This is a genomic window from Serratia sp. X3, assembly GCF_014982455.1.
Taxonomy (GTDB): domain Bacteria; phylum Pseudomonadota; class Gammaproteobacteria; order Enterobacterales; family Enterobacteriaceae; genus Serratia; species Serratia ureilytica.
Map to the genome: position 1 here is coordinate 742,372 of NZ_JADCNB010000001.1, position 15,186 is coordinate 757,557.

Annotated in this window: 11 protein-coding genes; 7 read left to right on the top strand and 4 right to left on the bottom strand. The window is 58.2% G+C overall.

The genetic code is table 11. From position 1 onward, the window contains the following. The first annotated feature begins 26 nt into the window (after positions 1-26). Positions 27-1,610, top strand: coding sequence for an ABC transporter substrate-binding protein (locus IMX17_RS03505; RefSeq protein WP_193549333.1), 1,584 nt, complete (start codon positions 27-29; stop codon positions 1,608-1,610). A 62-nt stretch (positions 1,611-1,672) separates the two neighbouring features. Here IMX17_RS03505 and IMX17_RS03510 read toward each other — a convergent pair whose 3' ends face one another. Beyond that, positions 1,673-2,941 (bottom strand): EpsG family protein, encoded by a 1,269-nt coding sequence (locus IMX17_RS03510; protein WP_193549334.1) that lies wholly within the window; start codon positions 2,939-2,941, stop codon positions 1,673-1,675. Between the two features lie 97 nt (positions 2,942-3,038). Next, positions 3,039-3,821 carry an A24 family peptidase gene (locus IMX17_RS03515; RefSeq protein WP_193549335.1) on the bottom strand — a complete coding sequence of 261 codons (783 nt, stop codon included), beginning with the start codon at positions 3,819-3,821 and terminating at the stop codon, positions 3,039-3,041. A gap of 432 nt (positions 3,822-4,253) precedes the next feature. Here IMX17_RS03515 and IMX17_RS03520 point away from each other — a divergent pair, with 432 nt between their 5' ends. Further along, positions 4,254-5,765 (top strand): YchO/YchP family invasin, encoded by a 1,512-nt coding sequence (locus tag IMX17_RS03520; protein ID WP_193549336.1) that lies wholly within the window; start codon positions 4,254-4,256, stop codon positions 5,763-5,765. Here the strand turns inward: IMX17_RS03520 and narL are convergent. Next, positions 5,762-6,412 (bottom strand): two-component system response regulator NarL, encoded by a 651-nt coding sequence (narL, locus tag IMX17_RS03525; protein ID WP_033643446.1) that lies wholly within the window; start codon positions 6,410-6,412, stop codon positions 5,762-5,764. The two genes, IMX17_RS03520 and narL, sit on opposite strands and share 4 nt — an antisense overlap. A gap of 10 nt (positions 6,413-6,422) precedes the next feature. Then, positions 6,423-8,207 carry a nitrate/nitrite two-component system sensor histidine kinase NarX gene (narX, locus tag IMX17_RS03530; protein WP_046896620.1) on the bottom strand — a complete coding sequence of 595 codons (1,785 nt, stop codon included), beginning with the start codon at positions 8,205-8,207 and terminating at the stop codon, positions 6,423-6,425. A gap of 351 nt (positions 8,208-8,558) precedes the next feature. Between narX and IMX17_RS03535 the strand changes: the two genes are divergently transcribed. The 5 genes from IMX17_RS03535 (at position 8,559) to IMX17_RS03555 (ending at position 15,167) form a co-directional block, all read left to right on the top strand. After that, a complete protein-coding gene (locus IMX17_RS03535) occupies positions 8,559-9,953 on the top strand; it encodes a NarK family nitrate/nitrite MFS transporter (RefSeq protein ID WP_182264281.1) in 1,395 nt (464 codons plus the stop codon). A gap of 771 nt (positions 9,954-10,724) precedes the next feature. Further along, positions 10,725-11,624, top strand: a complete 900-nt coding sequence (locus tag IMX17_RS03540) for a transcriptional regulator (protein WP_046896622.1) — start codon at positions 10,725-10,727, stop codon at positions 11,622-11,624. Between the two features lie 178 nt (positions 11,625-11,802). Next, the gene (locus IMX17_RS03545; protein WP_046896623.1) at positions 11,803-12,765 is read left to right on the top strand and encodes an NAD(P)-dependent oxidoreductase; all 963 of its coding nucleotides are present in this window, start codon (positions 11,803-11,805) and stop codon (positions 12,763-12,765) included. 173 nt (positions 12,766-12,938) lie between these two features. Next, entirely contained in the window at positions 12,939-13,988 is a 1,050-nt protein-coding gene (gene wecA, locus IMX17_RS03550) for a UDP-N-acetylglucosamine--undecaprenyl-phosphate N-acetylglucosaminephosphotransferase (protein WP_033643441.1), read from the top strand. Positions 13,989-14,033: 45 nt separating this feature from the next. After that, positions 14,034-15,167: a polysaccharide export protein gene (locus IMX17_RS03555; protein ID WP_089191921.1), complete on the top strand. Its 1,134-nt coding sequence runs from the start codon at positions 14,034-14,036 to the stop codon at positions 15,165-15,167. Positions 15,168-15,186 lie beyond the last annotated feature (19 nt).

The following is a 15,186-nucleotide window of genomic DNA, read 5'->3' on the forward strand; positions in this document are numbered from 1 at the left end:
ACCGCGTGATTGTGGAGAGTGTATCGATGAAACGGTTAATCCCAACCTTATTGTATGGCGCGCTGGCGACCGCTTTCGGCGCCCAGGCCGCCACCCCGCCGGATACCCTGGTGGTGGTCAGTTCGCTGGAGGGCATCATCAGCCTCGATCCGGCGGAGAGCTTTGAAACCGTCAGCTCGGCCAATCTGGTCAATCTCTATCAGCGCCTGGTGGCGCCGGATCGCGGTGCGCCGCAAAAGTTGGCGCCGGACGCCGCCGCCCGTTGGCAAACGGGCGCCGATGGGCGCAGTCTGACCTTTACCCTGAAGCCGCAACAACGTTTCGCCTCCGGCAATCCGCTGCGTCCCGAGGACGTGATTTACTCACTGGTGCGTGCGGTGAAGCTGAACAAGGCGCCGTCCTTTATTCTCGCCGAGTTTGGCTGGACGCCGGATAACGTCGAGCAGCAGCTGAAGAAGATCGGGGATAACCAGGTGCAGCTCAGTTGGTCGGCCAACATCGGCAGCGAGCTGGCGCTGCGGCTGCTGACGGCGAACGTGGCTTCGATCGTGGATGAGAAGCTGTTGAGCGAACACGCGCAGCAGGGGGACTTTGGGAACGCCTGGTTGCGCAACCATTCGGCCGGCGGCGGCCCGTATCGGGTGAATAACTATGTGCCGCATGAGGCGCTGCTGTTTGGCCGCAACGACTACGCGCCGTCGCCGGCCCGGTTGAAAACGGTGTTATTCAAGAACGTCAGCGACGCCGGCACCCGCCGTTTACTGTTGCTGAAGGGGGATGCCGACGTGGCCTACGATCTGGGCGCCGACCAGTTCGACTCGCTGCGCAAGGCGCCGGGCGTGCACATTGAGCAAGCCGATGCGCCCAAGGTGTATTACCTCGGTTTCAATACCGGCAGCAAAGACAACCCGGCGCTGGGCAATCCGGCGCTGTGGCAGGCGGCGCGCTGGCTGGTGGATTATCAGAGCATCGCCGAACGGTTGCTGAAAGGGCAATATCGCGTGCATCAGGCCTTCTTGCCGCAGGGATTGGACGGTGCGCTCAACGAGCGGCCGTTTAAGCTCGATGTGGACAAGGCCAAACAGATCCTGCGCGATGCCGGCATCGCTGAGGGCACAAGCATCAGCCTGATCGTCATCAACCAGCCGCCGTATACCGACATCGCGCAGGCGCTGCAGGCCAGCTTTGCGCAGGCTGGGCTGCGGCTGGACATTCATCCGGTGGTGGAGAGCGACCTGTGGGGCAAGATGCGCGGCCGCGATTTCCAGGCGATCTTCACCTATTGGGGCGCCGACTATCTGGATCCGAACACCAACGCCAGCGCCTTTGCCTACAATGTGCCGGGCGGGCCGAAGACCCTGGCCTGGCGCACCCAGTGGAGCATTCCCGCCATCAGCGCGGAAACGCGTGCGGCGGCTGCGGAAGGCGACAGCGCAGCGCGCAGCGCACGTTACGCCGCGCTGCAACGGCAACTGCAGGCTAGTTCGCCTTATGTGCTGGCGCTGCAGGGGCAAACGCTGGTGGCATTACGGGACAATGTTGAAGATGCCCGGGTGGATATCGCCAACAGCATGCTGTATCTGGATCGGGTGAATAAAACGCAGCCGTGAACGAAAAATGCCCCCTCGCCGCCGAGAGAAGAGGGGGCCTGGCCGGTGTTAACGCGGCGAGCTCACCACGGCGTGCCGGCGAGATTCAGCTTATTGAGGATTGTCGGCAGGCTGTCGGTCACCAGCGCCTGCAGATCGCCGTACCAAAACTGCTGCACGCCGACCTGGTTGATATACAGATAGGACGCGATGCCCAGCGAGAAGCATAGCAACGTTAGCAGCACCCGGCTTACCGCGTCTTTCAGATTGCCGCATACCATCACCATAAAGATCAGCACGAAGATCATCATGTTGAATGAATAGCGGTTGGCCACCTCTTCAAAGCTGATGGTGGCGAAGAACACCGCGCAGTTATAAAGGAACATCAGGCGCACGGCATAGGCGGCTTGTACAAACTGAGGCGATGGCGTGCGGAACTTGTAGCGGGCGAATTGATACAGCGCCTCCACCACGCCGACGTACAGCAGCGTGATTTGGATTTTGCGCACCGGGTTATTACCGAAGTCGCCGCTGACGTAGGCTTCGGCGCGCGAGGCCACAAAGTCGTTGCCGACGACGGCGATCAGTTTAGGCATCAGCACCGCGCCGCCGAGGTAACAGGCGGCGAACAGCGCCAGCACCGGCAGGGTGCCCACGGTGCGCCAGCGCGCGGGCAGCAGCAGATAGGGCAGAAACAGGAAAGCGGAAAAATGGCTGAAGGACGCCATCACGATCCAGAGCAGCATGCGGCCGCGGTGCTGTTCCGACACGGCCAGCACCAGGAAAGAGAGCGCCAGCCCCTGCCGCAACAGGTTGCCGTACAGCCCCTGGAAATTGTACTGGCAGCAGAACAAAAACAGGATCACGGCAAAGTAAGTGCGCGACAGGCGGTAAACGCCCAGCGCCAGCAGCGAAAAGCTGATAAGGAAGAAGGCGGCGAATGCGCCATTACCGACGCCAAACCAGATGGCAGTCAGTTTAAACAACAGGTGCGAGACAAAGTCGGTGCCGGAAAACTGCGCCAGCCAGTCCATCAGGCCGTAGCCGCTGTACTGCTGCATCTCAAGGTAGTAGTTCACCTTGTCGTTCATCACCGGCTCGAGGTTCTTCGTCGCCAGCGGCACCGCGGATATCACGGTCAGCAGCAGGAAGGCGGTGAGACTCAGCACGCGATCGGGTTGCTGGCGCAGCAGCATAAAGGCGGCGATCAAGCCGCTGCAAATCACCAACGATAAATAGGGGGCGAACCAAACGCCTGTGATGGCGACGGCGCCCAGCAGCAGCCATTGCACGGAAGAATGCGCCTGTTCGCTGTCGGGAAGGGCGGCGAGTGGCCTGACCGGGTTTTGCATGGGATGCTCCATGGCGTGATCCAGCTGGGGAACATAACACCGGGGTCTAAAGGGACACAGTGAGTTTTGGTGAAATAGGCAAAATTTCACCGGGTTATCATCCCTTGCCGGCAGCGGAAAAATGGCCGTCGGCGAGGCTGGGTAAAAACGGTGCGAAACGCGCAGAACCGCGTTCTGCCTCGATTTCATATGGGGTTGATGCTGTGAAATAAATGAAATTCCACTGCGGGCCAGGTGAACCGGGACCGGTCAGCAGGCATAGCCAGCCGGCCGCCGCTAACCCGATACCGAACGGTTGCGGCGTTCGCCAGGCACGGCGGTTGTGCAGGCCACGTGCCAACGCGACGCCCAATCCGAACGCCGCCGCCAGAAAGACCAGCAGCGGCAACATCGTCCAGCCGAGCCAGGCGCCCAGCGCCGCCAGCAGTTTGAAATCGCCCTGGCCGATGCCGTTACGCCGCCGCGTCAGCCGGTAGAGCGCATTGAGCAGCCATAACGCGCCGTAACCGGCGATGGCACCCAGCACGGCGTCTTCCAGCGGCGCCCAGCGAGCGTCAAGATTGCACAGCAGCCCGCCCCACAGCAGCGGCTGAGTCAGTCGATCCGGCAGCCACCGGTGGCGCCAGTCCAGCCAGGCCAGGGCGATCAGGATCGCTGTGGCCGGCGCTAACCCCCATCGAGGCGCTGCCGCCAGGCTCAGGGGCAGCGTCGTCAACGCCAGCCCCAGGGCCGTCAGCAGGGGCCCCTGAAGGCGCAACCTCTGCGGGCGGCCGTTGACGCCCTCCACGCGTTCCAGCCACGTGATGAGCGCGAAGGCAATCAGGCCCGCCGACAGCAGCGCGGTGAAAAACAGCGCGTGCCACAGTAAAGAAAGCAACATCCAGACTCCGTCAGGCGTAAAACAGACGGCTAAAATAACGGCAAAATGCTGATTTCATCAGGAGAAAACGCAGTTGGTTGTGAGGAATGCGCAGGCGTTCGCATCGCCAAGCTGCGTATTGCAGGGGTATACAATGCCCTGCGCGGTGGCGCGCAGCAGTGGCCGCTGCGCTTTTTATCGGCAAAATCGGCGCTAAAATGGCGTGAATTCAGCGGGCGACCGGAATGGGGCAGTAAACGGCATTCGGTGACGGCGTCACTCAGGCGTGATTGGGGTTTATCCTATTGTTTCTGCTCGTCAAGCCGTTAGGCTATGAGGATATAGGCGCCCCCGCCGGGCTGGGGGCGTGAGGTTTTTCAGCGCTGTCGCGGGAATGGCGGCGGCAAAGCAGTGGGTTGGCGTGCTCCAGGAAGGAGGGAAGCCAACGGTGTCATGAAAGACGTCATTCAGGCAGTACTCATCAAGACTAAAAAACGATCCTGGCGCCGACGCCAGACGGCGTGGCTGGCCGGGCCGCTGGTGTGGCTGGCCGGCGCGGCGCCCGCGTGTGCCGAATCCCCACCGGCGCCGGACAGCGTTATCTCTTCCGAACAGGCCGGCGCAGATCCGGCGGCGAACTTGCCCGAACTGGGCGGTGCGCCCGACGACGCCGCACGCGAGAAGCAGTGGGCCGAGATGGCCAAACAGCTCGGCGAAAAAGATCTGAACAACGTTTCACGTCAGCAGATGCGCAGCCGCGCTGAAGATTATTTGCTGGGCCAGGCGACCGACGCGCTGCAGCAACAGGCGCAAGAACTGTTGTCTCCGTTGGGAACCGCCCGGCTGTCGCTGAAGATGAACGGTGAGGGCGATTTTACCGGCAGCAACGGCCAGCTCTTCAGTCCGTTGTACGACGTCGACGGGTTGTTGACCTACAGCCAAATCGGCTGGCTGCAGCAAAGCGCTGGGGCGCTCGGCAATGTCGCACTGGGGCAACGCTGGATCGCCGGTGACTGGCTGCTGGGTTACAACACGGCGCTCGACAGCGATTTCGCCCGGCAACGCAATCGCGGCAGCGTGGGGGCGGAAGCCTGGGGGGACTACCTGCGTTTCTCCACCAACTATTACTATCCGCTGTCGGCGCTGTCGCAACAGCCCGGCGATGGCGTATTTTTCAGCCGTCCGGCGCGCGGTTACGACATCACGACGCAGGGCTATTTGCCGTTCTATCGCCAAATCGGCGGTTCGCTCAGCTATGAACAGTACCTGGGCGAGAATGTCGATCTGTTCGGCAGCGGCAAAAAACAGAACGATCCGCGCGCGATGCAGCTGGGGCTCAACTATACCCCGGTGCCGCTGGTGACGATGAAGGCGTTGCATAAGATTGGTGCGGGCGGGCAGAGCCAGGATCAGGTGGAATTGGCGCTGAGCTACCGGCTCGGGGTGCCGCTGGTCAAGCAGATTTCGCCGGAGTATGTGGCGCAGGCCAAGTCGCTGCGCGGCAGCCGCTACGATCCTGTCGAACGTAAAAACGTGCCGGTGCTGGAGTTCCGCCAGCGCAAGACGCTGCAGGTGTTCCTGGCCACACCGCCGTGGAGCCTGCAGGCGGGGGAAACCGTGCCGCTGGTGTTGGAAATCAAGGCGTTGCACGGGATTTCTCACGTCAGCTGGCAGGGGGATACGCAGGCGCTGAGCCTGACGCCGCCGCACAATGCCAACGACCCGCAGGGCTGGACGGCGATCGTGCCGCCGTGGGATGACACCCCGGGCGCCGCCAACAGCTATCGGCTGTCGGTCACGCTGGAGGACGACAAACAGCAGCGCGTGACGTCCAACTGGATAGAACTGAAAGTGGCGCCGCCGCTGACGGCGACCGCCGGTGATGAAGCGGATCAGCTGCCGATCCAAACCCTGACGCCGCCGCCGATCCCGGCGCAAACCGGGCCGCTGTACGGCGACGATTAACCGTTTTTACCCTGCAGCACCCACACGGCGGCCTCGACGCGGGATTTAAGCTTCATCTTTTTCAGCAGGTGTTTGACGTGTACCTTGACGGTGCTTTCAGTGATGGTCAGGCGGCGGGCGATAAGCTTGTTCGGCAGCCCCTGGGCGATCAGCTTCAGGATATCCCGTTCGCGCGGCGTCAGTTGCTGAATATCGCGCTCGGCGCTTGGGCGGTTTTCCCGCAGGCTGGCGGCGAGGATCGGCGTCAGCGTTTCGCTGAGCACCATCTGTCCGGCCGCCGCCTGATGCAGCGCCTTCAGCAGATCCTCCGGCTCCATGTCTTTCAGCAGATAGCCGTCGGCGCCGCGCTTGAGCGCGCTGACGACGTCGTCTTCATGGTTGGATACGCTGAATACCACGATGCGCCCCGACAGGTCGGTCTGGCGCAGGCGATCCAGCGTTTCCAGCCCGTTGATGCCGGGCATGTTCAGGTCGAGCAGGATCAGATCCGGATCGTGCTGCTCCGCCAGCGCGACCCCTTGTTCACCGTTGCTGGCCTCGGCGATGACCTGCAGGCGAGCGTCCATGCCGATCAGCTGTTTTACGCCGTTGCGCAGCATGGGGTGGTCGTCAATCAGTAAGATGGTGGCGGCGGTTTCTGTCGTCATGATGTCTCCGTTAGTCGATGGCGTGGTTATCCGGCGTGAAGCTGACCCGCACCTCGGTGCCGCCGCCGCTGCGCGGTAAAATGTCGCAGCGGCCGTGCAGGCTCTTGGCGCGATCGCGCATGATGATCAAGCCGTAATGGTCGGGGCGAGAGGTCTCGGCCGGCAGGCCGCGTCCGTTGTCGCATACGCTCAGGGTCACTTCGCCGCGTTTATTGATGACCTGAATGCTTACCTCGCTGGCAGCGGCATGCTTAAGGATGTTGCTGAGCGCCTCGCGGGCGATCTGCAGCAGGTGTATGGCCTGATAGGCCGGCACCGTGCGCGGCCCCAGCTGATAATCGAGGCTGATGGTCAGGCCCAGTTTGGGGTTGAACTCCGCCACCGTCGATTGCAGCGCCGCCAGCAGACCCGGTTCGGTCAACTGCAGCCGGAAGGTGGTCAGCAGTTCGCGCAGTTGGCGATAAGCGCCGTTCAGCTCTTCACGCATCTGTTGCACCAGCGCCTGGCTGGCGGAAGAGAGCGTTTCCCCCTGCATCTGCAGACAGGCGATCTGCATTTTCAGGCACGAGAGCGATTGGGCGATGGAGTCGTGCAGCTCGCGGGCGATCGCCGCCCGCTCCTCCATCAGCATCAGCTGCTGCTGGTGGTCGACCTGACGTTCGATGGCCAGCACGCTGGTCAGCTGTTCCACCAGGGTATTGATCAGTTGGCGATGTTCATCGTTCAGCGGTTGCTGCGGCGCATGTTGCGCTACGATCACGCCGTAGTCGCCGAGCTTGTCGCTCAGGCTCCAGCTCAGCGACGGATTGTTGGGATGCTGGCGGTCACTGTCGTTCAGGCAGGCGCTGCACACCGGGTTATGGCAATGCTCCGGCCTTAGCGGTTGGTTGCCGCTCAGCTGCAGCAGCGGTTCCCGGCTGTCGTTTTCATACAGCCGTACCTGAATGGCGCGCAGCGGCGTCAGGGTTTGCAATTGGTTGAGCAGCGGCGTCAGGCGACTGCACAGCGGCTCGTTGGCGTGCAGCTGGCGGCTGGCGCGATAGAGGAAGCTCAGCACCTGATTTTTCTGCTGCAGGTCGGCGGTCTTCTCGGCCACGCGCTGCTCCAGCCCGCTGTAGGTGGCCGACAGCTCGTCGGACATGGTGTTCAACGCGCCGCCGAGCGACGCCATTTCATCCTGATGGCCGCGCTGCGCAAAGCGGCGGCTAAAATCGCCGCGGCCTACCGCCAAGGCCATCTCCACCAGTTGCCGCCAGGGATGCAGCAACCGGCGCCGCAGGTAGTAGGTGGTGCCGATCAACAGCAGCAGCGTCAGCGCGATAAAACCGGCCTGCACCAGCGTCACCATCAGCAGGCGGCGTTCGGTTTGCCTGTCGATATCCGACACCAGCTTATCCAACAACCGCACGAAGTGCGCGACCTGGGGCGAGGCGTCGGCCGGCTGCTGCGCGCTGCGCAGGCGAGGTTGCAGCGTCTGTTGCCAATAGTCGCGCAGGGCGTTGAAAGGCTGCGTCAACCCTTCCTGCTCCACCGAACGCTGCAGGTCGGGGCTGTTTTCGTCGCGCTCCAGTTCCCGGATCAGCGCTTCGTGCCGTTCATCCAGCGGCACCTGCGCCAGCAGCCGGTAGCTTTGCATGCGCAGCGAGCCGGCCTTGTTGATGGCGTGCGCGTTGCCCTGAATGCTTTGCGACATCCAGGCGGAAATCCCCATGCCGGCCACGCCCAGCATGCCCGACAGCAACATCAGCAGGGCGACCTGATTCACGATCGAAAGCGGGGCCAACAGGCGTTTCATAAGTGCGGATTCCTGGCGTTTGGCGCCGCTGAAGCTCAGGGGCGAAGGCGGCGATGGGGCTAAACAAGTCACGATTCAGCCGTATTTTTGATTATCCCTGCGCATAACCCCATACCTCGAATGAAGTACCCATTAGTTTCCAGGGGGGCGTTGAGACGGCAAGAAAACAAAAGTGATAGTGATTAGTTTGTTGATTTAAATAGATTTAATTTTTGGTTAGGGCGTACCCCTAAGGGGATGAGGGCGCCATTTCCGCCGCCAACTACTTGCATGCGGGTTGATATACATCAACTTTGCCGTCGGGGCCGCCCCCTAGGGTGTGCGGAATGATCCCCCGTGTCTGAGGTTTTTATGTCGCAACTTGCAACGCCTTCATCAAAGAAAACCGGTACGCTGATTCAGGACTGGCGCCCTGAAGACAGCGCTTTTTGGCAGCAGCGTGGCCAGCGCATCGCCACCCGCAACCTGTGGATTTCCATTCCCTGTCTGCTGCTGGCCTTCTGCGTCTGGATGCTGTTCAGCGCCGTTGCGGTTAACCTGAACAAGGTCGGCTTCAATTTTACCACCGACCAGCTGTTTCTTCTGACGGCGCTGCCGTCGGTCTCGGGCGCCATTTTGCGCGTACCGTATTCCTTCGTGATCCCGCTGTTTGGCGGCCGTCGCTGGACCGCCATCAGCACCTGTTTCCTGCTGGTGCCCTGCCTGTGGCTCGGGTTTGCGGTGCAGGACAGCAGTACGCCGTACAGCGTGTTCGTCATTATTTCCCTGCTGTGCGGTTTCGCCGGCGCCAACTTTGCCTCCAGCATGGCCAACATCAGCTTCTTCTTCCCGAAAGCGCGTCAGGGCGGGGCGTTGGGGCTCAACGGCGGGTTGGGCAATCTGGGCGTCAGCGTCATGCAGCTGGTCGCGCCGCTGGCGATTTCCTTCAGCCTGTTCGGCCTGTTTGGCGGCACGGCGCAAAACCAGGTGGAGGGGGGCCAGCTGTGGCTGGAAAACGCTGCCTGGATCTGGGTGCCGTTCCTGCTGGTCGGCACGTTGGCGGCCTGGTTCGGCATGAACGATCTGGCGGCGGCCAAGGCATCGCTGCGTCAGCAACTGCCGGTGCTCAAGCGTGGGCATCTGTGGATGCTGAGCCTGCTGTATCTCGCGACCTTTGGATCTTTCATCGGTTTCTCCGCCGGCTTCGCCATGCTGTCGAAGACGCAATTCCCCGACGTGGTGATCCTGCATTACGCGTTTTTCGGGCCGTTCCTGGGGGCGCTGGCGCGGCCGGTCGGCGGCGCGTTGTCTGACCGTTTCGGCGGTGTGCGGGTAACGTTGATCAACTTTGTGGTCATGGCCGTTTTTGCCGCGCTGTTGTTCCTGACCTTGCCGAGTGCGGGCGAGGGCGGGTCGTTCATCGCCTTCTACGGTATCTTTATGGTGCTGTTCCTCACTGCGGGGCTGGGTAGCGGATCGACTTTCCAAATGATCGCCGTTATTTTCCGCAAAATTACCGTCGATCGCGTTAAAGCGGCCGGCGGCAGCGATGAAAGCGCGCAGCGTGAGGCGGTAACCGATTCCGCCGCCGCGTTGGGCTTTATCTCGGCGATTGGCGCCGCCGGCGGCTTCTTCATTCCGCAGGCCTTTGGCACCTCACTGGCGCTGACCGGTTCACCTGCGGGCGCGATGAAAGTGTTCCTGGTGTTTTACATTTTGTGCGTCGTGATCACCTGGGCGGTGTATGGCCGCAAGAAAAAAGCCTGAGTGTCAAACGACTTTCTCTATCCCTCCCGACAGGGGAGGGATATTTCGTTCATACCGAAAGTTCTCTCTTCTCCTCCTCAGTGAAATTTTCTGCCTTTAGGTAAAATTCTCACCCCCGCTTGCCGTTTTTTTCTTTTTTTATAGTTATATCTCTCAATGTATGAATCCTTTCTCACAAAAGGTTTATATTATTCACGCGGTTTTTTCGTTTTGTTGAGCGTGTTCTTACTATTAAACAATTAATGCTTTTTCCAGCGTTTAAATGAAATTGCTTAGGAGAATACCTAATTGATGTGCGTATTATAAAATCAGCAATAGGGTTTTGTCTTAGATGCTGCGCCCGTTGGATGGAATGAAAGCCGGAGTTAAATCAGATAACTCTCATTCTGTTTTTTCCGTCTTTTTGTAGTCTATCTGACGTTCAGATTAGGTGGAAAAACAGAATGAATTCAGGGCGCGGAATGAAATTTCACAATTTCATTCGATTAACAATCAAGCAACGCCGTTAGTTTTTTCTTTCTAAATCAAAGAGGTGCTAGTTTGAATTTTACGGTAGCCAGGAAAGAAATCCATGTTGCCAACAGGGAAATAGAGTCGTTTGGATAAACGGAACATCCTGAATAAGGCTTAATGTAAAAAATGAAATCAGAAAATTTTTATAAAAGCCAATATCCGATGAATGCAACCTGTTGAGTTTACATTTAATTTCTTGAACATTTTTTGATATTTCTATACAAAGTGTGCAGGACAGGCACGCTAAGGAAATTAAAAGTGAATCTTGATAAAAGAATAAAGATTAGGAATCTCGATGTTCTGACTCCTGCCGGGGAGAAATTCCGTCTGCGTTGGAAGGAGTATCAAATTCTTTCGCTGCTTGTCGCCAGATCCCCCGAGCTGGTTACCCGAACGGAAATTATAGAAAATATCTGGAAAGGAACCTATTGTTCAGATTCGACGATAAATCAAACAATTAAATCCATTCGTCAGAAAATTAGCGATTCGGAACACACGCTTATCAGAACCATTCCACGCTTGGGTTACAAGGTGGAAAATCAAGCGGCTTTTCACTTTATATCTGAAGATGAAGACTACGCCGATGATGATATATTAAACGGAAACGATGATATTGACGTTGATATTCAAGCGGAACTTTCTGAAAGTGAAAATGAATCGCCTGTAGCCAACGACGAGAAAATAGTTAAGCCGCGCAAATCGACCCTCGTTTCTGCGCCTGTTGCGGCGATGGATTCCTCTCAAGATCCGGCACATGAAAAGAAGTCGGTATCCGTGCGCCGCTTTTTCAGCGTGCCTGCCAGTCGCGTGGTGAAATACCTGACGGTGTTCGCCTCGTTACTGGTTATTTCACATTTTTCATATGTCCTGGGCAACCAAACCCGTCCGCCGGTGATCAATGATATTCAGAACAACACGCGCGTGGTGTTGACGCTGACGCTGAATAATCCCCATACCAACAGCCCGCAAACTTTGTTCTGTCTGTACCAGGGAGAGAACATGGATCAGGCCACCATCGAATGTGTCGATCCTAAGCAAGGCCAGCTGAAATTGCCGGTAAAATATGAGACCTCTTCCTCCACCGGTAAAGGTCGGATTAATCTCATATTGCCGAATAAAACCTTGCAATATCAAGTTGCTTACGATGTTAAAAATTAGCGCTGAATGAGGTTTTATCTATAGCGATAATTTTACATTTGATGAAATCTTTTATTTCATTATTTGTTATTTGAAAGCCAGGTTCGATTTGTCCAGTCTGGAACTCATTACCTAACGCGTATTAGCGCCTGTCCCAATCGGGTGACGGGAATAATGAGAACCTGCTGAGTGACAAATTATGGATAAGCGTAAAGTAGCTATTATCGGGGGTTCCGGTTTTATCGGAACACGCCTGGCGAAACGTCTCAGTAAGCGCGATGATCTGACATTGGTCATCGTCGATAAGCAACCCAGTGCACATTTTCCATCCCTTTATCAGTATGGCGATGTGACTCAACCCCAGACGTTGCAAGGACCGCTGGCGGGTTGTGACGCCATCATTAATCTGGCGGCGGAGCATCAGGACAATGTCGATCCCATTTCGCTCTATTATCAGGTCAATGTCGAAGGCGCACGTCATGTCTGCATGACCGCCTCTGCATTGAATATCCGCCAAATCATTTTCACCTCCTCGGTCGCCGTTTACGGGTTCGTCAAGCAGGAAACCGGCGAAGAAGGGCGTTTCGAACCTTTCAACCATTACGGCAAGTCCAAGCTCGAGGCGGAATATGTTTATGAGGCCTGGCGCAAGGCAGACGCCGCAAATAAATTGACCATCATCCGTCCGACGGTGGTGTTCGGCGAAGGCAACCGCGGCAACGTGTATAACCTGTTCCGCCAGATCGCCAGCGGCCGTTTCGTGATGATTGGCAGCGGCAATAATATGAAGTCGATGGCTTACGTCGAGAATATTGCTGCACGGCTGGAGCATGCGTTGGATCAGCAGTCCAGTTATCAGGTCAGCAACTATGTCGATAAACCGGACTTTACGATGAATCAGCTGGTCGACGTTATTTCCTCTTCATTGGGCAGAGAAAATAAGACGATTCGCATTCCTTACGCCTTGGGAATATGCGGCGCAACCGCATTGGATGTCGTGAGTAAAATAAGTCGCAAGAAATTCCCAATCAGTCGCGTCAGAGTGCAGAAATTCTGCGCCAGAACGCAATTTAAAAGCAATGTGCAGAATAATTTCGTGGCGCCGGTCGAACTTGATTTGGCAATCGAAAGAACCATTAAACATGAGTTTTCTGATAGATAACTTAATCGCACGCTGACGTTATTTCGATATTTTCGCTGACAAGCGGATAAATCTGCATTTTCAGGATTAGTGCATGCTGACTTATATCCTGGCCGGATCAATTTTGTTTTTGTTAATAGCGCATTGGGAGCTGTAACTCAAGGGCGGTAGCGTGCTTATTCGCTGGAGGAACGATGTTATATCAACTGAGCGTGATATTTGTGCTGGCGGTGGCGTGGGTGCTTATTGCCCGCCGCGCCGCCTTGGTGGTGGGGTTAGTGGATAAGCCCAATGCGCGCAAGCAACATCTGGGGCATATTCCGCTGGTCGGCGGCATCGCCGTGTACCTGACGCTGATGCTGATGACGCTGTGGCAACCCGCCTGGCTGCCCGAAAGCACGATCTACCTGCTGTGCATAACGGCGCTGGTGGTGTTGGGCGTGCTGGATGACCGCTTTGATCTGCCCGTGGCGCCGCGCGTCATGGTGCAGGGAGGGATCGCGCTGGCGATGATGCTGGCGGCAGGGATGCAACTCTCCTCGCTGGGTTATGTCTGGGGGCATCAGGAAGTGATGCTCGGCTATGGTGCGTTGCTGCTCACGCCGCTGGCGGTATGGGGAGCGATCAATGCCTACAACATGGTGGATGGCATCGACGGGCAGTTGGGCGCTTTGTCCTGCGTCACCTTCGTCGCGCTGGCCATCGTGTTCGGGCTGGGCGGCCGGGAAGACCTGGCGCTGTGGTGTCTGGGCCTGATCGCCGCTCTGGCGGCTTATCTGCTGTTCAACCTGAGTCTGTTCGGTGCGCGCAGCAAGATCTTTATGGGGGACGCCGGCAGCATGGTGATCGGCTTCAGCGTGCTGTGGCTGGTGTTGCTGGCGACCCAGGGACCGCAGGCGGTGATGCGCCCGGTTACCGCGCTGTGGCTGATCGCCATTCCTCTGATGGACATGGTGACGGTGATGGTGCGCCGCCTGCTGCGCCGCCAAAGCCCATTCAAAGCGGGGCGCGATCATTTGCACCATATTCTGATGCGTCGCGGACTGAATGCGCGCCAGGCGCTGGCGATGAGCACCATGCTGGCGGTGACGCTGGCCTGCATCGGCATCTGCAGCGAAGTGCTGAAACTGCAAGAGAGTTTGATGCTGGTGGCGTTTCTGCTCTGTTTTTGCGGCTATTTTGCCCTGTTGCGCGAGCCCCGTCAGGCGACGGTGTTCAGCGATAATCCGACCGTCGGCCGTTAATCCCCTTACGGGCTGCGGCGGCAGCCCGTTTATCACGGTACTTCCATGAATTTTCATTTGCCTCTTTTGATGCCGTTGGCCTTTACCTCCGTGCTGTTGAGCGGGTGTACGGTGATTCCCGGCTCACATTTACCTACCAGCGGAAAAGCCGTCGTCGTGCAGCAAGACGACGGTTTCGATTTGAATAATCAGGTACAGGTCTACCGCATGTCGCCGATGTTGCTGCAGAAAATGCGGCGCGTAGAACCGGTCGCCCGGCCGAACCCGGCGCTGGATCAGCGGCTGCAGAACTATCAATACCGTATCGGCGTCGGCGACGTGTTGAACGTCACCGTCTGGGATCACCCTGAGCTGACTACGCCGGCCGGGCAGTACCGCAGCGCCAGCGACACCGGTAACTGGGTCCATGCCGATGGCACGATTTTTTATCCCTATATCGGGCGAGTGGCGGTGGTGGGCAAAACCGTCACCGAAGTGCGCAGCCTGATCGCCGGCCGTCTGGCGCAGTATGTGGAAAGTCCGCAGGTGGATGTCAGCATCGCCGCTTTCCGTTCGCAGAAGGCTTATGTGACCGGTGAGGTGAAAACCTCCGGCCAGCAGGCGATCACCAACGTGCCGCTGACCATTCTGGATGCGATCAACGCCGCCGGCGGCCTGACGGAGAACGCCGACTGGCGCAACGTGGTGTTGACCCATCAGGGCAAGGATCGGGCTATCTCGCTGCAGGCGCTGATGCAGCGCGGCGACATCAGTCAGAACGCGTTGCTGCAGCCGGGTGACATCCTTTACGTCCCGCGCAATGACGAACTGAAAGTGTTCGTGATGGGCGAAGTGGGCAAGCAAGCGACGCTGAAGATGGATCGCAGCGGCATGACGTTGACCGAGGCCCTCGGCTCTTCCGAAGGGATCAGCCAGACGGTCGCGGATGCGACCGGGGTATTCGTGATCCGGCCGAGCGGCGGCAAAACGCCGCAGCGGCTGGCGACGCTGTATCAGTTCGATCTTTCCGACGCCAGCGCGCTGGCGATGGGCGCTGAATTTCAGCTGCAACCTTACGACGTCGTGTACGTCACTGCGGCGCCGGTCGCGCGCTGGAACCGTTTGATCAGCCAGCTGGTGCCGACCATCAGCAGCTTTAACGATCTCAGCGAGGCTACCTTGCGCGTGCGCAACTGGTAAATCCGCAGGATGAATAAGG